This is a genomic window from Arthrobacter sp. S39 (assembly GCF_004320525.1).
Classification (GTDB): Bacteria; Actinomycetota; Actinomycetes; order Actinomycetales; family Micrococcaceae; genus Arthrobacter.
This window is the reverse complement of record NZ_SIHX01000005.1, coordinates 343,139-367,313: the sequence shown is the minus strand read 5'-3', so window position 1 is coordinate 367,313 and position 24,175 is coordinate 343,139. Positions and strand designations below refer to the sequence as shown.

General features: G+C 66.2%; 25 protein-coding genes and 2 tRNA genes. 12 read left to right on the top strand and 15 right to left on the bottom strand.

Going from position 1 to position 24,175, the window contains the following annotated elements:
- Nucleotides 1-9: 9 nt before the first annotated feature.
- Nucleotides 10-1,200 carry an aminotransferase class I/II-fold pyridoxal phosphate-dependent enzyme gene (locus EYS21_RS12975; protein ID WP_131133600.1) on the bottom strand — a complete coding sequence of 397 codons (1,191 nt, stop codon included), beginning with the start codon at nt 1,198-1,200 and terminating at the stop codon, nt 10-12.
- A gap of 113 nt (nt 1,201-1,313) precedes the next feature.
- Here EYS21_RS12975 and tmk point away from each other — a divergent pair, with 113 nt between their 5' ends.
- The 10 genes from tmk (at nt 1,314) to EYS21_RS12925 (ending at nt 9,041) form a co-directional block, all read left to right on the top strand.
- On the top strand, nt 1,314-1,970 hold the full coding sequence (tmk, locus tag EYS21_RS12970; protein ID WP_131133599.1) for a dTMP kinase: 657 nt from the start codon (nt 1,314-1,316) through the stop codon (nt 1,968-1,970).
- Complete coding sequence (locus EYS21_RS12965; RefSeq protein WP_131133598.1) at nt 1,967-3,109, top strand: DNA polymerase III subunit delta'; 1,143 nt, start codon at nt 1,967-1,969, stop codon at nt 3,107-3,109. Before tmk ends, EYS21_RS12965 begins: the two co-directional genes overlap by 4 nt.
- A 22-nt stretch (nt 3,110-3,131) precedes the next feature.
- The gene (locus EYS21_RS12960) at nt 3,132-4,697 is read left to right on the top strand and encodes an alpha/beta hydrolase (RefSeq protein ID WP_131133597.1); all 1,566 of its coding nucleotides are present in this window, start codon (nt 3,132-3,134) and stop codon (nt 4,695-4,697) included.
- Between the two features lie 95 nt (nt 4,698-4,792).
- A tRNA-Thr gene (locus EYS21_RS12955) sits at nt 4,793-4,865 on the top strand.
- Between the two features lie 124 nt (nt 4,866-4,989).
- Nucleotides 4,990-5,424: a hypothetical protein gene (locus EYS21_RS12950; protein ID WP_131133596.1), complete on the top strand. Its 435-nt coding sequence runs from the start codon at nt 4,990-4,992 to the stop codon at nt 5,422-5,424.
- Nucleotides 5,425-5,455: 31 nt separating this feature from the next.
- Nucleotides 5,456-5,821 carry a PEP-utilizing enzyme gene (locus EYS21_RS12945; protein ID WP_242633410.1) on the top strand — a complete coding sequence of 122 codons (366 nt, stop codon included), beginning with the start codon at nt 5,456-5,458 and terminating at the stop codon, nt 5,819-5,821.
- Nucleotides 5,818-6,426, top strand: coding sequence for a hypothetical protein (locus EYS21_RS12940; protein WP_242633409.1), 609 nt, complete (start codon nt 5,818-5,820; stop codon nt 6,424-6,426). Before EYS21_RS12945 ends, EYS21_RS12940 begins: the two co-directional genes overlap by 4 nt.
- A gap of 147 nt (nt 6,427-6,573) precedes the next feature.
- Complete coding sequence (locus tag EYS21_RS12935) at nt 6,574-7,836, top strand: hypothetical protein (protein ID WP_242633408.1); 1,263 nt, start codon at nt 6,574-6,576, stop codon at nt 7,834-7,836.
- Between the two features lie 20 nt (nt 7,837-7,856).
- Nucleotides 7,857-8,816 (top strand): hypothetical protein, encoded by a 960-nt coding sequence (locus tag EYS21_RS12930; RefSeq protein ID WP_131133594.1) that lies wholly within the window; start codon nt 7,857-7,859, stop codon nt 8,814-8,816.
- 39 nt (nt 8,817-8,855) lie between these two features.
- Nucleotides 8,856-9,041 (top strand): hypothetical protein, encoded by a 186-nt coding sequence (locus EYS21_RS12925; protein WP_131133593.1) that lies wholly within the window; start codon nt 8,856-8,858, stop codon nt 9,039-9,041.
- Nucleotides 9,042-9,128: 87 nt separating this feature from the next.
- On the opposite strand, the gene EYS21_RS12920 is transcribed toward EYS21_RS12925, so the two are convergent.
- The 11 genes from EYS21_RS12920 to EYS21_RS12870 all read right to left on the bottom strand — a co-directional run bounded on the left by EYS21_RS12920 (nt 9,129) and on the right by EYS21_RS12870 (nt 20,200).
- Nucleotides 9,129-9,977 (bottom strand): aldo/keto reductase, encoded by an 849-nt coding sequence (locus tag EYS21_RS12920; protein ID WP_131133592.1) that lies wholly within the window; start codon nt 9,975-9,977, stop codon nt 9,129-9,131.
- 83 nt (nt 9,978-10,060) lie between these two features.
- Nucleotides 10,061-10,516 (bottom strand): hypothetical protein, encoded by a 456-nt coding sequence (locus EYS21_RS12915; RefSeq protein WP_131133591.1) that lies wholly within the window; start codon nt 10,514-10,516, stop codon nt 10,061-10,063.
- A gap of 7 nt (nt 10,517-10,523) precedes the next feature.
- The gene (locus EYS21_RS12910) at nt 10,524-11,156 is read right to left on the bottom strand and encodes a bacterial proteasome activator family protein (RefSeq protein WP_131133590.1); all 633 of its coding nucleotides are present in this window, start codon (nt 11,154-11,156) and stop codon (nt 10,524-10,526) included.
- 38 nt (nt 11,157-11,194) lie between these two features.
- Nucleotides 11,195-11,659: a GNAT family N-acetyltransferase gene (locus EYS21_RS12905; protein ID WP_131133589.1), complete on the bottom strand. Its 465-nt coding sequence runs from the start codon at nt 11,657-11,659 to the stop codon at nt 11,195-11,197.
- 1 nt (nt 11,660) lies between these two features.
- A complete protein-coding gene (locus EYS21_RS12900; protein ID WP_131133588.1) occupies nt 11,661-11,864 on the bottom strand; it encodes a YbdD/YjiX family protein in 204 nt (67 codons plus the stop codon).
- Nucleotides 11,864-14,164 carry a carbon starvation CstA family protein gene (locus EYS21_RS12895; protein WP_131133587.1) on the bottom strand — a complete coding sequence of 767 codons (2,301 nt, stop codon included), beginning with the start codon at nt 14,162-14,164 and terminating at the stop codon, nt 11,864-11,866. The genes EYS21_RS12900 and EYS21_RS12895 overlap by 1 nt, the downstream gene beginning before the upstream one ends.
- 247 nt (nt 14,165-14,411) lie before the next feature.
- On the bottom strand, nt 14,412-14,696 hold the full coding sequence (locus EYS21_RS12890) for a DUF1540 domain-containing protein (RefSeq protein ID WP_131133586.1): 285 nt from the start codon (nt 14,694-14,696) through the stop codon (nt 14,412-14,414).
- 134 nt (nt 14,697-14,830) lie between these two features.
- Complete coding sequence (locus EYS21_RS12885) at nt 14,831-17,731, bottom strand: FtsX-like permease family protein (protein ID WP_131133585.1); 2,901 nt, start codon at nt 17,729-17,731, stop codon at nt 14,831-14,833.
- 1 nt (nt 17,732) lies between these two features.
- A complete protein-coding gene (locus EYS21_RS12880; protein WP_131133584.1) occupies nt 17,733-18,470 on the bottom strand; it encodes an ABC transporter ATP-binding protein in 738 nt (245 codons plus the stop codon).
- Nucleotides 18,467-19,078, bottom strand: coding sequence for a PadR family transcriptional regulator (locus tag EYS21_RS12875; RefSeq protein WP_131133583.1), 612 nt, complete (start codon nt 19,076-19,078; stop codon nt 18,467-18,469). Before EYS21_RS12875 ends, EYS21_RS12880 begins: the two co-directional genes overlap by 4 nt.
- Nucleotides 19,079-19,216: 138 nt before the next feature.
- Nucleotides 19,217-20,200, bottom strand: coding sequence for an NAD(P)H-quinone oxidoreductase (locus EYS21_RS12870; RefSeq protein WP_131133582.1), 984 nt, complete (start codon nt 20,198-20,200; stop codon nt 19,217-19,219).
- Nucleotides 20,201-20,308: 108 nt separating this feature from the next.
- On the opposite strand from EYS21_RS12870, the gene EYS21_RS12865 reads away from it, so the two are divergent.
- Both EYS21_RS12865 and EYS21_RS12860 read left to right on the top strand, forming a co-directional pair.
- Nucleotides 20,309-20,396: transfer RNA gene (locus EYS21_RS12865), tRNA-Ser, on the top strand.
- A gap of 161 nt (nt 20,397-20,557) precedes the next feature.
- Entirely contained in the window at nt 20,558-21,331 is a 774-nt protein-coding gene (locus EYS21_RS12860; protein ID WP_131133581.1) for a VOC family protein, read from the top strand.
- Between the two features lie 111 nt (nt 21,332-21,442).
- Here EYS21_RS12860 and EYS21_RS12855 read toward each other — a convergent pair whose 3' ends face one another.
- The 3 genes from EYS21_RS12855 to EYS21_RS12845 are packed head-to-tail and all read right to left on the bottom strand — an operon-like array spanning nt 21,443 to nt 24,174.
- The gene (locus EYS21_RS12855; protein WP_131133580.1) at nt 21,443-22,366 is read right to left on the bottom strand and encodes a TauD/TfdA family dioxygenase; all 924 of its coding nucleotides are present in this window, start codon (nt 22,364-22,366) and stop codon (nt 21,443-21,445) included.
- Between the two features lie 42 nt (nt 22,367-22,408).
- Complete coding sequence (locus EYS21_RS12850; protein WP_131133579.1) at nt 22,409-23,284, bottom strand: ABC transporter permease; 876 nt, start codon at nt 23,282-23,284, stop codon at nt 22,409-22,411.
- Nucleotides 23,284-24,174 (bottom strand): ABC transporter ATP-binding protein, encoded by an 891-nt coding sequence (locus EYS21_RS12845; RefSeq protein ID WP_131133578.1) that lies wholly within the window; start codon nt 24,172-24,174, stop codon nt 23,284-23,286. The genes EYS21_RS12850 and EYS21_RS12845 overlap by 1 nt, the downstream gene beginning before the upstream one ends.
- Between the last annotated feature and the right edge of the window lies 1 nt (nt 24,175).

The window sequence follows — 24,175 nt, the reverse complement described above, 5'->3', positions numbered from 1 at the left end:
CATCCCAGCCTAGCCTTCCAGCGAGTCGAGCGCCTGCTTCAAATCGGCCCAGAGGTCCTCGACATTTTCGATTCCCACGCTGAGGCGCACCAGGTTCTCCGGAACGCTGACCGGTTCGGCTGCGTGGCGGCGGCGCCGTTCGATCAGGGACTCCACGCCGCCCAGGGATGTGGCCGGCAGCCACAGCTGCAGCGCGCGGACCAACTTGTCCGCGGCGTCGGCGCCGCTGAGTTCCCCCGCCGGTGCGATCCGGATGCAGACAATCGACCCGAAGCCCTTCATCTGGGTCTTCGCCCGTTCATGCCCGGGATCACTGGCAAGCCCGGGGAAATGGATGCTTTCGATCCGCGGGTTCGCGCCCAGCCGGTTGGCCAGGACCGCTGCCGATTCCTGCGAGCGTTCGATGCGCAGGGCCAGGGTCCGCAGGCCGCGCAGGGCGAGCCAGGCTTCGAACGGCCCGGCAATTGCCCCGTGGATGGTGCGGTGGTGCAGGAGCGCCGAACGGATGTCCGGGTTGGGTGTCACCAAGGCGCCCAGGACCACGTCGGAGTGCCCGGCGAGGTACTTGGTCACCGAGTGGAGGACCACATCCGACCCCAGGGACAGCGGCTGCTGGACCAAGGGGGTGGAGAACGTGTTGTCGGTGACGACGATCGCCCCGGCCCGGTGCGCGGCCTCGGCGAGGACGGGAATATCGGCGATGCCCAGCATGGGGTTGGTGGGACTTTCCAGCCACAGCATGCTGGCCGGCCTGGCGTCGGGACCCTTCGGGGCGATCTGTTCCAGTACGGCTTCCGTGTCTGCGATGTCCACGGTCCGGAGTTCGAGGAATCCCTTCTGGGCAAGCTCAGCGGCCATCACCAGGGATCCCGAGTAGCTGTGCGACGGCATCACCAGGACACCGCCGGCGGGCACGAGGGACAGCGCGGAACTGACGGCCGCGAGTCCGGACGCGTACAGCAGCCCCGGCAGGTGGGACCCTTCGAGCTGGCCGAGGGCCTCTTCAAAGGGGTCCCAGGTGGGGTTGGCGTACCTGCCGTAGCCGCGGTCGCCGTCGGCCAGCGGTCCGGTACCGAAGTAGGTCGAAGAGAGCACGATAGGCGGGTTCACCGGTTCGTCCCGCTCCCGTGCCGGCCGGCCGGCCGCGACAACCACCGTCTCGGCTGAAAGGGACGCGGCATGCTGTTCGGTGAGGCTCATGGGGAAAGCGTACTTTGGAGCGCGGCCTCGCCAGAAAGCCGTTACGTGTGCTGGGGAAGCAGCGGGGCGGCGTCCAGTCGGTGAATGTCGGCGGGGATCGGTAGGCTTGTTAAGTGACTATCCAAAGCCCCGGGCTTTTTATTGCGTTTGAAGGCGGCGACGGCGCGGGCAAGTCCACGCAGGCTGCCAAGCTGGCCGAAGCCCTGGAATCCCGCGGCCTGAAAGTGTTGCGGACCCGGGAGCCTGGCGGTACCCCCATCGGCGAGAAGCTCCGTTCGCTGGTGCTGGACCACGGCCACGGCCACATCGACGCCCACACCGAGGCACTCATCTTCGCGGCTTCACGCGCGGCCCACGCCGGCCAGGTCATCCGTCCCGCGCTGGACCGCGGCGACATTGTCCTCACCGACCGCTACATCGATTCCTCGGTGGCGTACCAGGGTGCCGGCCGTGACCTCGGCACCGAGGCGGTCCGCACACTCAACGAATGGGCCACCGACGGCCTTCAGCCTGACCTGACAGTGCTGCTGGATGTGGACCCGGCGGATGGCCGCCGCCGCCGCACCGCCGGGGACGCAGCGGAGGACCGGCTGGAATCCGAGGCCGATGAATTCCATGCCCTGATCCGGGAGGCGTTCCTTCAGCTCGCGGCGGCCCGCCCGGACACGTACCTTGTACTGCCCGCCCACCTGGCCGTTGCCGAGCTGGCCGCACAGATCCTGGCACGGGTGGACGCCCTGCTTGCGACCTCCGGCCAAGGCGCGGCATGACGGTCTGGGACGACCTCCAGGGCCAGACCGCCGTCGTCGAACAGCTCCGGCAGGCGTCCCTCGGTGAGGGGCTGACGCATGCCTGGCTGTTCACCGGCCCGCCCGGCTCGGGGCGTTCCAACGCCGCCAAGGCGTTCGCCGCCGCGCTGAACTGCGACCAGGAGGACGTGACCCGGCGCGGCTGCGGAACGTGTCCCGCGTGCCTGACCATCCTGGGCGAGACGCACTCCGACGTGACCTTCGTCCGCACCGAAAAAGTAACCATCACCATTGACCAGGCACGGGAACTGGTGTCGACGGCGGGAAACAGGCCATCGTCCGGGCGGTGGCGGATCATCGTGGTGGAGGACGCGGACCGGATGGCTGAACGCACCACGAACGTGCTGCTGAAAGCCATCGAAGAGCCCACGCCGCGCACCATCTGGATGCTGTGCGCACCGTCGCCGGCGGACGTGCTGGTGACCATCCGCTCGCGCTGCCGCGCCGTGGCGCTCCGGCTGCCTCCTGCTGCTGACGTGGCGGCCCTGCTGGTGAAGCGCGACGGCGTGGACCCGGCTCTCGCCGAACAGGCGGCCCGGGCGGCGCAAAGCCATGTAGGGATCGCCCGCCGGCTGGCCCGGGACCCGGAGGCCCGGGAGCGCCGGCTGGAAACCGTGAAGTTCCCGCTGGGCCTGCGCGGTGTCACGGCCGCCGTCATGATGGCCGAAAAGCTGGTGAAGATCGCCACAGCCGAGGCCAGCAGTTCCAACGACGAGCGCGACGCCGCCGAGAAGGTGGCGCTGCTCGCGACGCTGGGCGCGCCCGAATCAGGCACGCTGCCGCCGGCCATGCGAAGCCAGGTCAAACAGCTCGAAGACGACCAGAAGCGGCGGGCCAAACGCTCCATCACCGATTCCCTGGACCGGACACTGACGGACCTGCTGTCCTTCTACCGTGACGTACTGATTATCCAGCTCGGGAATGCCGTGGAGCTGGTGAACGTTGAGCTTAGGGGTGAACTGGAGGAATTCGCCTCCCGGTCCACCCCGGAGACCACCCTCGCCCGCATGGATGCAATCAATAAAGCCCGACAACGCATCACCACCACCAACGTTGCCCCGCTGTTGACTATTGAGTCCATGGCAGCCAGCCTGATCTAGCCCCTCACAAGGAGACCTCTCGATGACTGCTCGCCCCCTGCCCGTTCGCCCCCGATCCCTGGGGACTGGAGTGCGGGCCGCCGGCGCCCTGGTCCTGGCCATGGTGCTGGCCTCGTGCACCCTCCTTGGCAGCGGAAAGCAGGAGCAGGGCACCGCGACAGCCAAGGCGGATCCGTCGATCGTTGCCACGGCGCCGGAAGGACTTGATTCGTTCTACTCGCAGGAGGTCGTCTGGGAGCCGTGCGAGAACGGCTTCCAGTGCGCCAAGGTGACGGTGCCGCTGGACTATTCAAAACCCGACGGCGGGACCATCCAGATTGCCGCCCTCAAGGCTGCGAGCACAGGCAAAAAAACCGGAACCCTCCTGGTCAATCCGGGCGGACCGGGCGCGTCGGGCTACGACTTCGTCAAGGATGCCGCGGGCACCCATTTTTCCAAGCCGGTACGGGACACCTACGACCTCGTGGGCTTCGATCCCCGGGGTGTGAAGCGGTCCTCACCTGTCACCTGCATGACGGACGCTGAACGGGACGCTGCCCGCGCCAAGGTCTATGCCCTCGACACCGACGCCGGGTTGGCCGCAGCCCTGGCGGACAACAAGGCCATCGCCGCCCAGTGCGCCGAGCAGACCGGTCCGGCCCTGGGCCTCATCGACACTGTCAGCTCGGCCAAGGACCTGGACATCCTGCGCGCAGTGGTCAACGACGACAAGCTGAACTACCTGGGCTACTCCTACGGCACTTTCCTCGGGTCAACCTACGCATCGCTCTTCCCCGACAACGTGGGCCGCATGGTCCTGGACGGCGCACTCGATCCGTCGATCAGCAACGAGGAGCTCACCAGCGGCCAGGCCCGCGCCTTCGAAAAGGCCATCAGGACCTACGTGGCCGACTGCCAGCAGGAAGACGGCTGCCCCCTGAGCGGCAGCGTGGACGACGGCGTCCAGCAGATCCGCGACCTCATCGGCGCCGTCCAGCAAACTCCGCGCACGGCCAAGGACGGGCGCCTCGTGAACGCCAATATGTTTGTCAGCGGACTCATCACGCCGCTGTACAACGACGCGAGCTGGCCGGCGCTGACCCAGGCCCTGGATGCTGCCATGACCGGTGACGTGAGCCTGATGCTCCGGCTCGCAGACCTCGGCGCGGACCGCACGTCGAACGGGACGTACTCGTCCAACTCAACGTTCGCGTTCAACGCCATCAACTGCCTGGACTACCCGATGGTTTCAGACACGGCCGGCATGCGTGCCGAGCAGAAGCGGCTGATGGCAGACTCCCCCACCCTGGGATACTTCTTCGCCTATGGAGGCACGAACTGCGTGGACTGGCCGTACCAGAGCGTGCGGACGCCGGCCCCCGTGGAGTACTCCGGCGAGTCCCCCATCGTGGTCATCGGAACCACGGGCGACCCCGCCACCCCGGTGGAATGGGCCGCGTCGCTGCGGAAGCAGCTGGGCAACGCCTCCCTGCTGACCTGGAAGGGTGAGGGACACACGGCCTACGGCCGGTCCAACAGCTGCATCGGGGACGCCGTGGACAGCTACCTCGTGGACGGCAAGGCCCCCGCCGACAACACCGTCTGCTGAGCCCACCGCGGCGCCCATTTTGACCCGGGCGCAGGGACTCTATTACAGTTGACTCTTGCATGAACCAGCCGGTTCAACCGGTCAGATCATGCGGTGCTTCCTTAGCTCAGTCGGTAGAGCGTTTCACTCGTAATGAAAAGGTCATCAGTTCGATTCTGATAGGAAGCTCGGGAAAAACCCCGTATTGTCGTTGATTTCGACGATGGTGCGGGGTTTTTTGCTGGTTAAGCTGCCATTTTGCGGCATCAACATTTTGTTGACAACAAAATGTTGATGCCCCACACTGGGCGGTATGAGCGGGCGAAGGACGGCCTGGAATCGGGCCAGCACGAACGAAACCGGGACGGGCACCGCTATCAGCGACGCAGCTGCAGCCGCCCGACAAGTCGAGGCAACACGGCTGCTGCTGGGCAGGGGCGCGTCCGAACTGCCGCAGCGGCCCTGGCTGCATGAGCAGCAACCACCTTCCGCGGGAGACCTCATCCAGCACCTCCTGTGGCGGGCCAACGGCAGCGGAGCGTCGGTGGATGCCTCTGACGTGCAGGCGGGCCTGACACTCATTTCCGCCGCCCGCGAAGAGATGAACGGGCTGGAAACTGCCCTTCTTTTCCTGGCACGGGCGGAGGGGCTGACCTGGCCGCAGATTTCCCAAAGCCTTGGTCTCCGTTCTGCCCAGGCCGCGCAGCAGAGATTTGACCGGCTCTCCGGCAGGCCGGAGGCGGACTGACATGGAACCTGCCTCCCGGACACAAACCGGATTGGAAAAGCCGGATCGCGCGGACGAGGTACTGACGGGAATGGGCGCCAGTCCGGGCAACGCCTGCGGCCCCGCACGAACGGTCCACAGCATCGATGAATTCTCCTCCGTGAAGCCAGGAGACATCCTGGTCTGCCGCACTACAGATCCTGCGTGGACTCCGCTGTTCGGGGTGGCCGCGGCGATCATCACGGAGACAGGCGGGATGCTTTCGCATGCAGCCATAGTCGCCCGCGAATTCGGCATTCCCGCCGTCCTGGGCGTCACCGGCGCCCTCACCCGGATCCGGAGCGGAACAGTGCTGGAGGTCAACGGAACCAATGGAACCGTCCGTCCGCAGCCGGCACATCCGGGAGCAACTCCGTGACGGACCCCCAACAGCCATCCATGCTGCTCACGCTCCACGCCGTCAGGCTGCTCGGCTTCGCTGACACCGTGTCAGTGGCCCAACGGTTACGTCAGGATGCCGACGACGTCGAACAGCTTCTGATTGGCGCAGGCACCCAGGGGTGGGCTGTGCGATCCTCCTTCGGCGGGTGCCGGGGGTGGTCCCTGACTGTCGCCGGCAGGACCGAAAACGAACGGCTCCTGGCCGAGGAAATGAACAGCGCTGGCGGCCAGGCAGCGGTCACCGGTGTCCTCGGGGATTTTGGAGAGCTCAACGAGCAGGTTGTGGCCGCCTGTAGCCGGCTTCAACTCGAATGGCTCTCCGTCGGACACCGTCCGGCCCCCGGGATTAATGCGCCAACACTGGAAGCCTTCGCCCATGCTCTGGCATCCCTCACCGGCATGGAGGCCCGCTTGACCGCCGTGCTGCCGCGGTTCGGCGGCTACGCGAAACGCCTCAGCAGAGCCTTGGAAAGCGCTGCCTCGGACCCGGCCTGGCTCGTGGCCACCGACCGCGACTCCTTCCACCGCATTTGGTTCGAGCTGCACGAAGACCTCATCGCCACGCTCGGTATCCAAAGGTAAACAGCTGCCAGGCATCCGCCGGTGGATCCACACAATTCCCGCAGCATCCCTCCATACCCGTAGACCACAGGACGGGGCAGGCCCAGAATTGACCCAGCTGGATTGAGGGGCCTCACCATGACGCACGAAAAGCTACCGGATACGCCCATGGGGCGCAGAAATTTCTTCATCGGAGTCGGCGCCGCGGCCGTTGCTGCCGGGGCAGCCGGCATAGCCGCGGGCACCTGGGAGCGGGCGGGCAAAGCACAGACGGGGTCGCCCACCAGGCTTGGCCTGCCCCTCATCGCCTGGGAGGGCGGGCCCCGGTACTGGCAGGCATTCCCGAAGGCGGCGGCAGCAGGCTGGACCGATCCGTCCTTCTTTCCGCTCGCCGTTTTCTTCGGACGGCCGGCCCACGCCGAGCAGCTGAAATCGGTGGGCATCAACACCTTCCAGGCGGTGGAGCACAACGACCCCTTGAGTGTCGCCACCTCAAAGGGCATCTTCTGCATTGTCCAGGATGAATTCACCGCTGACGAGATCGGCGACGATCCACTCGCGGTGGGCTTGTTCGCCTACGACGAATGCGACATGGGTTTGGGATGTGGAGGCGACGACACCGATACAAACCTTGCGAACATGCACCTTCAGGTGGTTGGGCTCCGCCAACGGAACGACGGCCGGTTCATCAATGCCAACTACTCAAAGGGCGTGCTGGAGTCCTACTGGGCGCTGGGCACTATGGACGACTTCATGGCCGTGGTGGACGTCGCCAGCGTAGACAACTACGCGTACACCTCCCCGGACACCGGCTACGCGATCACCCAGTCACAGTATTGGCCCATCGGCACGCCCACCATGCGCTCGGCTACCTATGGCTGGCTGGTGGACCGGATGCGCGCCTTCCAGACGGAGCCCGGCAACAAGCCGAACTGGATGTTTGTGGAGACCGCAATGCCCTTCCTCAACGACGACGGCGCCCGCACCATCAGTCCGGAGGAAATCGAAGGCGCGTGCTGGTCCGCCATCATCCACGAGGCGCGGGGCATCATGTTTTTTCAGCACAACAATGATGGGGTCAACGGTGGTTACTCCCTGGTGGAGTGCAGCGCGGAACGCAAGGAACTCATCCGGGCATCAAACGCCAAGATCACCTCCCTGGCTCCGATCATCAACACCCAGTCGTACGAATGGGACTTCGGGCCGGACACCGACACCATGCTGAAGGCATGGAACGGTTCGGCCTACATTTTCGCTGAAATCGCCCTGGCCACTGAGCCGGGCGGCAGGACCTTCACTTTGCCCTCCTCGATTCCCGGCAGGTTGGTGGACGTCGTGGACGAAGGACGGACAATCGAGGTGAAGGACGGCGCCTTCTCGGACGCCTTTCCGCACGAATACACCCATCATGTCTACCGGATCGCCCTCTGACGCCACCCTATGATGGCGTCATGGACGACCAGGAGCTGGCACGCATCGCCAATGCACTGTACGCACTGCCGCTCGACGGGTTCATAGCAGCCCGAACGGCGGCAGCGAAGGAGGTGGCAGGAGCTGCCGAGGGGCTGCCGGCCGCCGTCCGCGCCCTGCCCAAGCCTTCCGTGGCAGCCTGGGCCGTCAACATGCTGGCCACGCACCAGCCGGATATCCTGACCCAGCTGAACGAGCTTGGCGGCCGGATGCGCGCCGCCCAGTCCTCCCTGGACGCTGCGGGCATGCGGGACCTGGGGCGGGAGCGCCGGACGCTGCTGGCCTCCGCGGTTGACGCCGCCTGTTCGGTCGCTGAGCAGCACGGGAGACGGATCAGCGGCGCCGTGGCAACGGCCGTCGAAGAGACACTGCGGGCTGTGACAGCCGACCAGGGGGCAGCCGCAGCGGTGCAGAGCGGCCGCCTGCTGCAGGTCCTGTCCGCCGACGGTGTGGACACCGTGGACCTCGACGGCGCCGTAGCCGTTCCGGGTGCCGTCGCCGCGCCACGGACCGCAGCCCCGGCACCAACCCCGGAGCCGGACCTGCCAACCACGGCGACGACGTCTCCGGCCAGCAGCCCGGCTAAGCCGCGCCTGCAGGCGGTGCGGCAGGAACCCCGGCCGGCATCGCCGTCGGCCCTGGAAAAAGCCCAAGCGGCGGAACAAGCGGCCTCCGAAGCCGCCGACGAGGCAGTGCGGCACGCACAGGAAAGGCTTGACGAGCTGACGGCGGCGGAGGCCGACTTTGCGCGCCTGGCTCAAAAGGCACGGGAACTCAGGGCCTCGCTCAAGTCAACCGAGGAGCAGCTGGAACGCACCCGGAAGCTGAAGGAAACGGCCGCCGCGGAGGCCAAACAGGCCGCCCGCGCGGCAGACAAAGCGCAGCGCTCAGCCATGCTGGCGAGTGAACGGGTCCTCCGGCTGGGCAACACGCGGAGCTGATGCACCGTTATTGTCAGACCCTGGTTGCACACTGGATTTATGGAAAACCAACTGGTTCAGGAATTTCACGTCACGTACTTCGATGCCGATTCCGGCAGGATCCGGGCCGAGAGCTTTGACACACAAGCCGAAGCCGAGCGCTTCGCTGACCGTTCCTGCTCCGGCGAGGAGTCGTGGGCCGTCATCGATACCGTCGCCGTCGAGCAGGTACGCATCGCCGCTTAAAGCAGGCAGCCCCGCCCGGCCCGGATAAACCGGGAAGGGCGGGGCTGACAGCACCCCGTCAGGGAGCGCCGGGCCTGTCAATGGGCTTTAAGCAAAGTCGGAGACGGCGGGATCCGGGCCGATCCGGCCCTCGCCGCTGGCGGTCCGGTCCAGGCCGTTGATGGCTTCGACGTCGCCGGAGTCGAGGGCGATGTCCAGAGCCGCGAAGTTCTCCCGGATGCGGGACTCGGTGACCGACTTCGGGATGACGACGTTGCCTACGGCCAGGTGCCAGGCAATGACCACCTGGGCGGGCGTCGCCTGGTGCTTGGCGGCAATGGCAGCCACGGTTGCATCCTCCAGGAGCTCGCCGCCCTGTCCCAGCGGGGACCACGCCTGGGTGATGATGCCCTGGGACGCACCGAACTCGCGCAGTTCACGCTGGCTGAAGTACGGGTGCAGCTCGATCTGGTGGATGGCCGGAACCACGCCGGTTTCGTCGATCAGGCGCTGCAGGCCCTCGACGGTAAAGTTCGAAACACCGATGGACCGGACCCGGCCGCGCTTCTGGAGCTCAATCAGGGCCTTCCAGGTGTCCACGTACTTGTCCTGCTGAGGCTGCATCCAGTGGATCAGGTACAGATCCAGGGTTTCGAGGCCCAGACGGTCCAGGGATTCCTCGAAGGCCGCGAGGGTGGCCTCGTAGCCCTGGTCGGCGTTCCACAGCTTGGTGGTGATGAAGATTTCCTCGGCGGAAAGGCCGGAAGATGCAATCGCGCGGCCGACGCCTGCCTCGTTGCCATAGATCTTGGCGGTGTCGATGTGGCGGAAGCCGGCCTCGAATGCCTGGCGGACCACCTTCTCCGCGACGCCGTCCTCAACCTGCCACACACCATATCCAAGCTGGGGAATGGTGTGTCCATCGTTAAAAGTGAGTGTGGGGGTAGAAGAAGTCATTCCGCCATCGTGCCAAACGATCGCCGGTGGCCGAAACGAAACGGCCCCGCTAAGCCACACGCTTAACCGGGAATACTCCCGGGCTATCGGCCGGCGGTGTCCTCGGCGAGGCGGCGTTCGGCGTCTGCCACCTGTTCGAACACCGATTCGGCGCGCCTCCGGACGGAGGCCGCGCCCACCGGGACCGGCCCCACGGCAAGCCGCAGCATCGCGGCCGCCTCTGCCGTAGTTGCCAACGAATTTCCGGCCTTGGACAGCGACCGGTGGACGCCGGCAAGGGGTCCCGGAATGTCCAGGCCGTCGCTGGGCGACCGGCGCTGGGCCTCCACGCAGATCTCGCGGACGCGGTCCAGGAGTCCGGCCAGTTCGTTGGCGATATCAACCAGTTCGGCGTACAGCTGATCGTCCTCGACGCCCTCCAGCACCTGGTGGTACCGGTCCAGGCCACGGTGGAACCTGTCGTGGGCCCGGCGCCACAGGCCCTGGCCGAGTTCGGCGTCGTCTTTTCGCCCTTGGCGGGCGGCGGTAAAGAATCCCAAAAATAACCTACAGGTACTGGCCGGGACCGTGGTCCGGATCCTGCGGCTGTCCGGACTTGCCCGGGGCGTGCCCCTGGCCTGCCGCGGAGGCGCGCTGCGGCTCGCCGTTCTCGCCGATAACCACCCCGGGAGCAATCACTGTTCCTGGTGGAAGCTGCCTGAGCTGGAGCTGGGCTGCCGCATGTTCCCTGGCGGCGTGCTGGGCTGCGATGGCCGTCTGGATTCCGTGGAAGAGACCTTCCAGCCAACCCACCAGCTGGGCCTGGGCGATACGGAGCTCGGCATCCGAAGGGGTGGCGTCGTCAGGGAAAGGGAGGCTGATCCGTTCCAGTTCCGCCACCAGCTCAGGCGCAAGCCCGTCTTCGAGTTCCTTGATGGACCGCTCGTGGATCTCTGCCAGGCGTCCCCGGGCGGCGTCGTCCAGTGGCGCAGCCTTAACTTCCTCCAGCAGCTGGCGGATCATGGTGCCGATCCGCATGACTTTCGCGGGTTCGTCCACGAGGTCCTGCAGGCTGCTTGGCCTGGGCTTCCCGCCGGCCGCCCCTCGGTCAGCACCCGGGACAGTGGGCCCCGCGGACTCGAGGGTTGTGCCCTCCACAGGGAGGTCGTCTGATGGCTGAGTGTCTTTCGGATCGCTCATGCGTTCATACTCTCACGAGCCGGCGGCACCCAAGCCAGTCAATGAAGCTGCTTGACCAGAATCGCGCCCTCGTCCGGCGTGAAACCGGATTTCAGGTAGAAACCCACCGCATAGGTATTCGCCGGAACCCACACCTCCAAGACGTCGTGGCCGGCCATCCAGAGCTCCATGGTCGAGACGAGGGCAGTGCCGACTCCCTGGCGCCGCCACTCGGTGTGGACACCCATCTCCATCAGCAGCAGCTCTGCCCAGGGTCCGGCGGTGCGCCTGCGCTGCACGATGCAATGGAGGAAGCCCACTGTCAGCGGGCCGGACTCGGCGACCCAGAACAGCACGGACGGATCGGCAAGGAAGGCGCGGGCGCCGTCGGGCGTTAATGCCCCCGACGGCGCCCCGGAAGGGTCCTCGTCAAACAGGTTGTCAGCCTCGGACAGCCTGTTGAAAAGCTCCGCGTCCTCCGGACCGAGCCTGCGGATCGCGACCCCGGCCTGCAAGCCCGTCAATTCAGCAGCACCGGCCCTGCGGGTTTGAGTCCTGGCGGTCCGTGCGGTCCCGCCAAAACTCCCGTTCGGTCAATGGAGGCTCCTGGTGCCCTGCCTCCCGGTGGAACTCCACATACTTGGAGTACGCGTCCGCGCCAAGGACACCGCCCAGGTACCGGGCGATCCCCCGGAACCCGGTGGAAATGGCGGCTAATCCCGCGCTCATCAGTGGTGCCGTGCCTTTTCGAACCGGAGGTCTGCCGGCAGCTTGTTCCACTCGGCTGCCAACTCCCGTTCCGCCGGCGTGGGAATAAGCCCGGCTGGTGCGAAGACCCTGGACGGCCGTGCCTCATCCTCGTGGTCCCTGTTTGCGATTCCCGCCTGCTGGTTGCGGAAGGCCTTGTAGGTGGCCAGGATCGCGGTGGCAATAACGATGATGCTCAGCACCACGAAGATAATGGACAGCCAGCCCTGGATTGCCGTGTTCCGGACCACGGCTTCCATTGCGACCACAGACTTGGCGGAGCCGAATTCGGTCTTTCCGTCGGCAAGCGCCTTAGAGAAGGCTGCGTTGTTGGCGAAGTAGCCCACGGCCGGGACCGGGGAGAAGATCTTCTGGAAGCTGGCCGTAATGGTGACCACCGCGGCAAAGGCCAACGGCAGGGCAACAATCCACAAGTATTTGAAGGTCCCGCGTTTGGCGACGATGGCCAGGCAGACCGACAAGGCTATGGCAGCCAACAACTGGTTGGCGATGCCGAACAGCGGGAACAGTGTGTTGATCCCGCCCAGCGGATCAGTCACGCCCATCAGGAGCACCAGACCCCAGGCGCCCACCATGACGGCGGTGCACAGCCAGGCACCGGGGCGCCAGGAGTGTTCCTTGAACTTGGGGGCGAAGTTGCCGATGGAGTCCTGGAGCATGAAACGCGCAACGCGGGTTCCGGCGTCGACTGCGGTGAGGATGAACAGGGCCTCGAACATGATGGCGAAGTGGTACCAGAACGCCATCATCGCGGTGCCGCCGATGAACTGCTGCATGATGTGGGCCAGGCCAACCGCCAAGGTGGGTGCGCCGCCGGTGCGTGAGACGATGCTTTCCTCACCGACGTTCCTAGCCGTCTCGGAAAGCAACTCCGGCCCGATGTTCACGCCGGCCAGACCCAGGCTGTTGACCCAGGTGGCGGCCGTTTCCACGGTTCCGCCAGTCAGGGCGGCGGGGGCATTCATGGCGAAGTAAAGTCCGCGGTCAATGGAGATCGCAGCGACGAGGGCCATAATGGCCACGAAGGACTCCATCAGCATGCCGCCGTAACCGATGTAGCGGGTCTGCCGCTCTTTCTCTATGAGCTTGGGCGTTGTTCCGGAGGAGATCAGGGCATGGAATCCGGATAACGCGCCGCAGGCAATGGTGACAAAGAGGAACGGGAACAAGGCCCCCGGGAAGACCGGTCCGTTCTCCCTGCTGGCGAACTCGCTGAAGGCCGGGACAGTGATTTCCGGCCGGACCACGATGATGGCCAGCGCGAGCATCACGATCACGCCGATCTTCATAAACGTGGAGAGGTAGTCACGGGGTGCCAGCAGGAGCCAGACGGGGAGGATGGCGGCGATGAAGCCGTACACGATGAGACCCCAGGCGATGGTGATCTTGTCCAGGGTGAAAAACGCCGCGCCCCATTCCGTGTCCGCCACGAGGCCGCCGCCGATGATGGCTGCCATGAGCAGCACGAAACCGATCAGCGACACTTCCATGACCTTGCCTGGCCTGAGGAACCGAAGGTAAACGCCCATAAAGAGTGCGATGGGAATGGTCATGCCGACGGAAAAGACACCCCAGGGGCTTTCCGCCAGGGCGTTGACGACAACAAGCGCCAGGATCGCCACGATGATGACCATGATGAGCAGGGTGGCTATCAGCGCTGCCGTACCGCCCACGACGCCGAGTTCCTCGCGGGCCATCTGGCCGAGGGAACGGCCACCGCGGCGCATGGAGAAGAACATCACGACGTAGTCCTGGACTGCTCCGGCGAACACCACGCCGATGATGATCCAGATGGTTCCGGGGAGGTACCCCATCTGGGCGGCGAGGATGGGTCCTACCAAGGGACCGGCACCGGCGATGGCTGCAAAGTGATGGCCGAACAGGACGTTGCGGTCGGTGCGGACATAGTCCCTGCCATCAGCCTTGTACTCGGCGGGGGTGGCGCGCCGGTCATCGGGCTTGGTGATGTAGCGCTCGATAACCTTCGAATAGAAGCGGTATCCGATCAGGTACGTACAAACCGAAGCGAACACAAACCAGATCGCGTTGACCGTCTCGCCCCGGATAATGGCGACCATGAACCAGGCAACGCCGCCGAGCAGGGCGATGGCTGCCCAGAGCGCAATCTTGGCGGGGGTCCATTTTTTGTCTTCGGCCTCCCGGACGGCGTCGTCCACGGCAGTTGCCGGCAGCTTCGGGTCGGTGGCCAGTTGGCCACCCCCGGGCCGCGGGCCACTCAGTTCGTCTGGCATTCCGGCCATGTCTCCTCCTTGAGATTTACTGCGTCAGTGATTTGCTCCAAGGCACCCTACCAATGCGGGGCCAACAAGAGGCCCGCTTTGTGGCCGGCCTGCGTGTCCCTGCGATGAACGGCGGGCGCCGGGCGCCAAGCGAGGGTCCCGCCGGGCGCCGGCGGGAAGTTCCCCCTGCTGAGCGCACGGAAGGCCTCCGTCCGGGGTTTCCCGGGCGGAGGCCTTCTGGATGTCTGGTCCCGGAGGGGAGCCGCAACTACGCGTGCGAGTAGGTGAGGCAATCCGCGTTGTCAGCACCCGGTCCCACATGGACTTCAGGGGCATTGCACATCAAATGGTCGTTGTGGACACACTCGGAGCGCTGGCACGCCCCAACATCTGCCAGGACCTTGGGCAGCCCACCGTGCGTTCCGGTGTCAATGAACGTGGCGCAGCTGGCGTGGTCAGTACTCCCCGCGACCGTGATGGCATGGGCTGTGCAGCCTTCGTGGTCGTTGAAGGAGCAACGGGTAACACTGCAATCGGCAACATGCGTTGTCATAAGAGGTTCCTCCGTATCCGGCTGCCCGGGCTGGACAGCGTCCTGCCTCCCACCGTAGGCCCGATCGGTCCAATCAAAAAGACCCAACCGTGTGACGTAATTCCCCTAACATCGGGCCTTGTGCTGAGTGTGGATCAGGTCCCGACCTCCCGGCGGGACATCGGCAACCTCGCCCGGGTAAACAGCCAGGCCAGTGCGGCACCGGTCAGCGGCACGGCGACCAGCAGGGCGGCCAGCTGGAGCCAGGGCACGACGGCGGTGCGCGCCAGCCCGGTGGCGGTCACCACCAGCACCCCGGGCACGGTGCCGGCAACACTTCCCAACAAAGTTCCCAGACCCGCCGTCATCAGGGCCTGCGAACCTGCGAGCGCTTTCCGAAGCCGCGGGGCCGCGCCCACGCCGGCCAGGGTCACGTGGTCTTTGCGGGCGTCCGCCATGGACAGCCCCGTGGTGATGCCCGCCGCGCTCAGGGTGATCAGCGCACCCAGTCCAACAATGGACCAGAGAATCAGCGAGGAATCCCGTTCCGCCCCGCGCTCCACACGCAGCGACGTGTACTGGTTCCCGTAGACGACGGCGAGGGCGGAGGACGCCTTGTCCGTCTGGGCGGCATCGGGGAAGGCACTGAGCTGCACCAGCAGGGCCCCGTCTTCCAGGAGCATTCCCGCCGCAGCCGCAGCCTCAGGGGAAACGATTCCGTAGTAGGGCACGTTGACGTCCGGCTCCAGCACCGCCGCGGCCAGGTCCGTCCTGCCTTCTTCCTGGTATCCCTGGAAGGCATCGGCATTGGCAACCCCGGGCGAGGGTTTCCGCACGTCCTGCGCCACCAGGGCGACGCGCCCGTCGCGGACGAACACGGGATTGGTCACCACCATCCCGCCGGCGGCCAGCACATCGCGCGCTTCCGCCGTCGGCGCCTTTCCAAGGACTTTTTCCACGTCATCCGCTGTCCCCACCACGATCGAGCCGACACTGCCCTGGGATGCATACGGGCGCATCGGGCCCTGGCAGCGCCAGTCGTCGGGGTCGAGGACACGCTGGCCGGCAGTCTTCGGGCACTCGTTGCCTTCGGGAACGGCCAGGGAGTATTGCAGGCAGCTCGATGTGGGTGTCCGGGCAGGTGCGGCGTCCATGAGTTCCGGGCGCATCTCGCAGTTCCGGATACCGGGCGTGCGCAGCACACGGGTCCATTCAACCGTGTCCAGGGCACCGTCCAGTGCTGATGCCACCGCGGCTGGGTCCATCTGTTTAGGTTCCGGTACGGTTCCGTCGGCCTGCATGGCCTGTCCGGCCAGCAGCGGCACGGCCGCCTGGTTCAGCAGGGCTGACCAGTAGTGGTTCTCCTGTTCGTTCGCCTGCTGGCTGGAAGCCAGCACCATGCCGGCACTGGCGAGGGTGGCGGCCGCGAGGACGGCAGCCACCGCGGGCACCGTCCGGCTACGGTTGCGTGAAGAATCCCGGGCGGCCATGCGTGCCGCGAGTGGCAGCCGCCCGGCCCGCCGGGCGAGGAACGCCACCACGCTCCCGGTCAGCAGGACCAGGGACACCACACCCAGGACGGCGCCTCCCAGCAGGAACCAGGCGATGACCGGCGTCCGCGAGATGAAAACATCCGGGTCTTCGCTGGAGAGGGCAAGCCAGCTGCCCGTTGCCAGTGCGGCGGCGGCCACGCCGAGCAGGACGGCGCCAAGGACCGCAGGCCGCTTGCCTGCGGCGAGAGGTGCCCGTCCCGATTTGAGCGCGCCGAGGACAGCCTGGTGGGCCACCTGCCGCGCGGGTGCCAGTGCGGCCAGCAGGCAGGCGGCGAAGCCCATGGCCATGGCCACCACGGTCAGGAGCGTGTCCGGATGGAATCCCGGGAAACGGACCGATCCATTCATGCGCGCCACAAAAACGACGGCGGCGGCCGCCGCCAGTCCGGTGGCCGCACCGGCGGCAACGGCGATGCCGCCCAACCAGAGTGCCGCGGCCATCACCACCGAGCGGATAGTGGTGGTTTCGGCTCCCGACGCCGCCAGCAGCGCCAGTTCGCGGACCTGGCCTTTGGCGCCGACGGCAAACGCGGCGCCGGCGAGCAGCCCCACTTCGAGAAGCGCCAGCGCGCCGAGGAACGCCCCCGTCACGTATGCGGAGAAGGGTGTTGAGCTGTTGTTCCCCATCGATGTGCCGTCCGTGCCGCGCTGGTCCTCCGGCGGCGGGTTCAAGGCCACCGACCTGGACAGCACGGCTACCCCGGCGGCGTTGGCCTCCCGGACCTGGCTCCAGGTCACGGGTTCCGGGCCCACCAGGTAATACATCGTGCCCTTGACCACCGCCGGCTGGGGTACCTCGGAAGGTGCGGATTGCGCCGGCGCCTGGCCACCCAGGCCCCCTTGCCCGGGTTTGAGGTACACGATCGAGTTGCTGTCTGAATAGCCGGCGTCACGAAGAGTCCCAACCACCGCAAACGTCCCGGCCGACGTCGACAGCTCCTCCCCCAGTCCCAGCCCGAACCGTTCCAGCAGCCCCGGCGATACCAGCATCTCGGCGCCGGTCGCAGGCGCCCGGCCCTGGAGCAATGTGTACTTGCCTGCAAAGGCAGGGGCCAGGGCGTCCACGGCCCGCCCGATGAGCGACACCTCGGCGGCGCCCGACTCAGCGGTCAGGTCCAGGGTGGTTTCGGGCAGCACGGCATAGCCATCGGGCAGTACGTCCTGCGGATCCTTCGGCACGAAGTCAGGGTCGCGGTCCCAGTTGCTGGAGGAGATCCGGGTTTCGTTGATTGGGTCCTGGACCATATGGCCGTTGGCCATGGCCATCGGCCGGAAGCGGGCCTGCGTGCCGCCGAGCTGGTACTGCACGCGCTCCGCAACGGTCTCCTGGCTGCTCTGGAAGAGTGTCAGGGCACCGGTCATGGCCGCCACCGGCAGCATGATCAGCAGGATGATGAGGAGGGAACGCCCTGTGTGGCGGCGGATGTCGCGCCGCGCCATCCGGACGGCGACACGGAAAGCCTGCCGGCGCGCCCCGGGCGCCGGCTTCAGGTCCAGCGCCACGTCAGTATCCGGCCTGCGCCAACAGCATGGCGGGATCGTGCATGGCAGCTGCCTGGTCCACGATCCGGCCATCCCGGAGGAAAACCACGCGGTCAGCCCAGGCGGCGTGCCGCGCTTCGTGGGTCACGAGCATGACCGCTGCCCCGGCGTCCGCCCGGCCGCGCAGCACCTCCATCACGCCCTGGCCGGTAGTGGAGTCCAGGGCTCCGGTAGGTTCGTCGGCCAGGATCAGCCGGCGGTCACCCACAATGGCACGGGCGATGGCCACCCGCTGCTGCTGGCCGCCGGACATCTGGTCCATGTAACGGTCGGCGAGTTCCGGGATGCCTACCTGCCGCAGGGCATCGAGTGCCTGCCGCTGTGCCTTCTTCGCGGCGGTTCCGTCCAGTTCCAGCGGAAGTGCCACGTTTTCGGAGGCGGTCAGGGTGGGGACCAGGTTGAAGTCCTGGAAGACGTAGCCGACGGCGCGGCGGCGCAGCCGCGCCAGTTCATTCAGTCCCAGCCCGCCCAGGGGCGTGGACTCCACAAAGACACCGCCCGACGTCGGCCGGTCCAGTCCCCCGGCCAGCGCCAGGAGGGACGATTTCCCCGAACCTGACGGTCCCATCACGGCGACGAACTCGCCGGCACTGACGGTGAGGTCAACCTCCCGGAGGGCAGCGACCGCCGTCGCTCCTTCACCGAACGTCCTGCTGACCTTGGCGAGTTCCAGGACCTGCTGCGGCCCGCGGACGCTCACCGGCGGCTATCCGCGATGAGCGGGGCAGCCTCTTCCACAGTGACCCCGGTGGACGTTTTCCGTGCTGCTCCCTGGCCGGCGGACTGCGCCTGCTGCACCATGCGTGCCTCGCAGAGGTCGAGCCAGCGGACCTCCGCTTCCGTCTGGAAGATCAGTGAATCCAGGACCAGCAGCCAGGCCGTATCCGCCGTGCGCTGGTTCGCTGCAGTGTCCCGGCGTGACTTCGTATAGTCCTGCAGGGCCCGGATGGACGCCACCCGCTGGGCCTGGATGATGGCCTGCACATCCACCCCCGGGAGCGTCACGGCGAGCGCCAGCTTGATCGCGAGCTCATTCCGCGGCGGGTTGTTGCGCTCCACGGGGGCCGCGAACCAGCCCTGCACTTCAGCCTTCCCTGGGGCGGTGATGCTGTAGACCACATGGCCTTCGCCGTCGCCGCCGTCATTGCTGACCAGGCCATCACGTTCCAGCCGGTCCAGCGTGGTGTACACCTGCCCGATGTTCAGGGGCCAGGTGGCTCCCGTGCGGTTCTCGAACTCAACCCTGAGCTGGTAGCCGTAACGCGGCTGGTCCTGGAGCAGGGCGAGGAGGCTGTGGCGGATTGACATGATGCTCCTAGCGGTGGCGTCAGCGTCGGTATGCACGGACCCCCAAGACCCGTGCATACCGCGTATGGAGCGAGACTAACCCACTTGCCGCCGCGAAGCAATACTGAGTATTTACTGGCGCGCCCCCGCCAGTGCCCGCTACATGACCAGCAGGACCTTGCCCACGTGCTCGCCGCTGTCGAAATAACGGTGGGCTGCCCGGACCTGGTCCAGCGGGAAGGTCTTGGCCACCAGCGGCCGGATCTGTCCGTTGGTAATGAGCGGCCACACAGACTCCCGGACGGCGTTCATGATGGCACCCTTTTCCGCCACGGGACGGGGCCGCAGCGCGGTGGCCACCACGGCCGCGCGCTTCCTGAGCAGCTGGCCAAGATCAAGCTCGCCCTTGGTCCCACCCTGAAGGCCGATCACTATCAGCCGTCCGTAGTCGGCAAGCGCGTCCACGTTTTGGGGCAGGTACTTCGCTCCCACGACGTCGAGGATCACGTCGGCGCCCTTGCCGCCGTTCTGGCGCCTCAGGCTCTCCGGAAAGTCCTCGTCGACGTAGTTGATGGCGATGTCCGCCCCGAGGAACGCCTTTGCGGTGCCCACTTTTTCGTCGTTCCCGGCCGTGGTGGCAACCCGGGCACCCAGCGCCTTCGCCAGTTGGATGGCCATGGTGCCGATACCGCCGGTGGCCCCGTGGATGAGCACGGTTTCGCCGGCCTGCAGCTGCGCCGTCATGACCAGGTTCGAATAGACGGTGGCCGCCACCTCTGGCAGGGATGCGGCAGTGACCACGTCGACGCCGTCGGGAATCCGCAGGACCTGCTCCGCCGGAACAGCGACCTGCTGGGCATAGCCCCCGCCGGCCAGGAGCGCCACCACTTTGTCGCCCACGGAGAAGGGCTTGCTGACGCCGGGGCCGAAACCGGCGATCCTGCCGGAGACTTCCAGGCCCGGGATTTCGGAAGCGCCGGGCGGCGGCGGGTAGAAACCCCTGCGCTGCTGCACGTCTGCGCGGTTGAGGCCGGCTGCGATGACGTCGATCAGCACCTCGCCCTGCCCCGGAATTGGAGCGTCCACGTCACGGACTTCCAGCACCTCCGGGCCGCCAGGTTCTGAAATGTAGACGGCTTTCATGGAAAACTCCCGTTTCTTGCTGATTCGTGCCCCAAAACCAGTGTGCACCGGACGCACGCCAGACTCTGTTTTGTTGCAGCCAACTGCCTATGAAACACTACTCGTTAGGGAAGGTTGTCCGAGCGGCCGAAGGAGCTAGTCTTGAAAACTAGTGTGCGGTAACCCCGTACCAAGAGTTCGAATCTCTTACCTTCCGCGAATGGAACCCCGGTTCACCAGTTTCTGGTGAACCGGGGTTCCTTCGTTTCCTGGGGAACTCCGCGGGCAGGAGCGCCGCCGGCCCCGGGCCATTGAATCTGTCAGTGCCCGCGCATAGTCTCGTTCCTGTTGCCATCCTTCGACAGAAATGAGTCAACTATGCCTGCACCCGAGATCACGCCCGGCGCACCCTGCTGGATCGACCTGATGACATCCGACATCGCCCAGGCCCGCCAGTTCTACGGCGAACTCTTTGGCTGGGAATACGAGACCGGGGACGAGGAGAAGTACGGCGGCTACACCACTGCGCGGAAGAACGGCAAGACCGTGGCCGGGCTGATGCAGAAGGATGCGGACCAGGCAGGCATGCCCGACGTCTGGTCCACGTACCTCCGCTCGGACGACGCCGCGGCCACCGCTGCGGCGGTCACCGCAAACGGCGGCCAGGTCCACATGCCGCCCATGGATGTTCCGGAACAGGGCCACATGGCCATCTTCGGCGACGCAACTGGCGCGGCGATTGGCGTCTGGCAGCCCCGCGAAATGCGGGGGTATGAGCTGGTGGCGGAGCCCGGCGCTGCCGCGTGGCACGAGCTCCACGCCAAGGACTATGACGGCGCTGTGGCCTTCTACCAGAAGGTCTTCGGCTGGGAGACGGACGTCATGAGTGACACTCCGGAGTTCCGGTACACCACCCTCGGCGCCGGGGACTCGGCCAAGGCGGGAATCATGGACGCCTCCGGCTACCTTCCGGCGGAGGTCCCGTCCAACTGGCAGATCTACTTCTCGGTGGAGGACGCCGACGCCTCGATCGGGAAAGCCGTCTCCCTCGGAGCGACACTCGTTGACGGACCGGACGATTCCTCCTTCGGCAGGCTGGCCACCCTGGCGGACCCCACGGGTGCCATGTTCAAGATCGTCGCGGAAAACTGAACAGAAGCGGCAGGTTCGCAGCCCAGGAAGTCTTAGAAAGCATTACTCCAGGCTCTCCACGCTGAAAGTGCCATTCCCCGGCAGAAGCCGCCGGGGAAGGGCACTTTTCCGCTAAGCGACCACCACGGTCTCGGAGTAGGTGGACGAGTCGCCTTTGATGGAGCTGCTGCTGCGGCCGTCGACGCCGCGGGGAATGTCGCCGGCGATGGTCACGCGGTTCAGCGTGCGGGGCTGGCCGTCGTAGTTGTCCGGGGCGTAGTGCTGGGTGATGCGGTTGTCGAAGAGGACCAGCTGGTCCGGCTCCCAGTTCACCCGGACCACGTTCTCCGGGCGGGTCACGTACGCCTGCAGGAGGCGCAGGATGTCCTTGGACTCGGTGTTGGACAGCCCCACGATCCGCAGCCGCTGCGCGAAGCCGCCGATGAAGAGGCCCCGCTCGCCCGTCAGGGGGTGGACGCGGACCACCGGGTGGGCGGATTCGAAATGGATCCTGGTAAATTCCTTGCGCCGTTCTTCGGCGTTGGCGTGTTCCAGGTTCTTGGGCACGGAGTAGTCGTAATCGTTGGTGTGGATGGCCCAGAGGGTGTCGGCGAAATTCCGCAGTTCGTCCGGCAGGTCCTGGTAGGCGCCGGCCGAGGAGGCGATGAGAGTTTCCCCGCCATAGGCCGGCAGGGTGATGCTGCGAAGCGTGGAGGCCTGGGGCGGATTGACCACAAAGGTGACGTCGGTGTGCCAGTTGTTGGCACTGCCGTTTTCGCTGTCCACCGGCAGGACCGCGGGCTTTCCGTCCACGGAGGCCACCGTGGGGTGGGCCTTGGTGAGCGGGCCGAAGTGGCTGGCGAAACGCACCTGGTCCTCGTCGGTGCGGACGTTGGCGTTGCGGAACACCAGGGCTTTGTGGACGTTCAGTGCGGCACGGATCTGCGCCACGGTGTCCGCGCTGAGGTCTGCGCTGAGGTCCAGTCCGCGGATTTCGGCGCCGATGCGGGAGCCCAGCTTGGTGAATTCGAGCTTGGTTTCGGTGATGGTGGTCATGTGCTTTTTCCTTACTGGTCAGTGGTGCGGAGAGTCGGTGTGTCAGGTGCCGGAGCCGACGGCGGTGCGCCAGCGGGAGAAATGCCGTTCCAGTGCCACGAGCAGGACGTTGACGAGCAGGCCCAGCACGGAGACGGTCAGGATGCCGGCGTACATGTCCGGGATGAGGAAGCTCATCTGCGAATTGACGATCAGGTAGCCCAGCCCGGCTTTGGCGCCCACCATTTCGGCCGCGATCAGCACCAGGATGGATGATGTTCCGGCCATCCTGATTCCGGTGAAGATGGTTGGCACTGCCGACGGCAGGATCACTTTCTGGAAGAGCCGGAAGCTGTTCAGCCCCAGGGATTTGGCGGCCCGGATCAGCAGCGGGTCCACGGTCCGGACACCGGCGATGGTGTTAAGCAGGACCGGGAAGAACGCGGCGTAGGCGACGATGGTGATCTTGGATTCCTCGCCGATGCCCAGCAGCAGGGTGAACACCGGCAGCAGGGCCAGGGTGGCTGTGTTGCGGAAGAGCTCCAGGAGCGGGTTCAGGAACGAGTTCAGCCAGCCGTACCAGGCGATCAGGAGCCCCAGCACAACGGCGGACACCACGGCGATTCCGAAACCGGAGACCGAGCGCGTCAGGCTGGCCTGCAGATGGCTCTGCAGCTGGCCGGATTCGACCAGTTTGGCTCCGGCCGCGAGCACCTCGTGGAGCGGGGGCAGGAACACCCGGGTGGACGGTCCCGCCAGGTATTGCGGGCCGAATTCCCAGAGGGCCAGGAACAGCAGGACGGCCAGGGATTTCCAGCCTGCCCGGCCGGCGTAGCCTGCCAGGACGGACAGCCTGCCGGTCTGGTGCCGCGTTTCCGGCGGGGCGGAATGTCCGACGGCGGCAGCCGCCTCAGGCGGTCGGGTCAGCACAGCGGTCATCAGGCGGCGCTCCTTTCAAGGGGCTGTTCATCGGGTGCTGTTCCGTCCGGGAGGATCTTCCGGTGGCCGGAGCCCTGGGCGAGCCGGACCTCGTCGTGGAGAAGGGACCAGACCTGGTGCCGGTGTTCCACAAAGGCCGGATGCGAGCGGATGTCCGCGTCGCCGTCGCGGTCCGGGATGTTGATGTCCACGATTTCCTTGAGCTTGCCTGGCCGGGCGCTGAGCACTGCCACCCGCTGGCCGAGGTAGACCGCTTCGTCGATTCCGTGGGTGATGAAAACGATGGTCTTGCCCGTGGCTTTCCAGATCCGCAGGAGCTCGTCCTGGAGTTGTTCGCGGGTCTGCGCATCCAGGGCCGCGAACGGCTCGTCCATCAACAAAACGTCCGGCTCATAGGCGAGGCTTCTGGCGATGGCCACGCGCTGCTTCATACCGCCGGACAGTTCGTGCGGGTACCGGTCCTCGAACCCGGCCAGGCCCACCAGGTCGAGGAACTCGCTGGCTTTGGCCGCCCTTTCCTTCCTGGTCAGGCCGGTGTTCTCCAGGCCGATGGAGACATTGGCTGAGGCCGTCCGCCAGGGGAACAGCGCGTACTGCTGGAAGACCACGGCGCGGTCCTGGCCCGGACCTGTCACTTCCTTGCCGTCCACGAGGACTTTTCCTGACGTGGGCCGGGACAGCCCGGCGAGCAGGTCCAGGAGGGTGGTCTTCCCGGAGCCGCTGGGGCCTACCAGAGTGAGGAACTCGCCGGGAGCCACGTCCAGGGTGAGGTCATCGAGAGCCGTGAGGACGGAGGTTTCCGCCTGGCGCCGGATGCTTTTGCCTTTGCCCTTACCCGGCCGGACGGTGAATTCCTTGGTGACGTTTTGAAGACTGATCTTGGGTGTCATC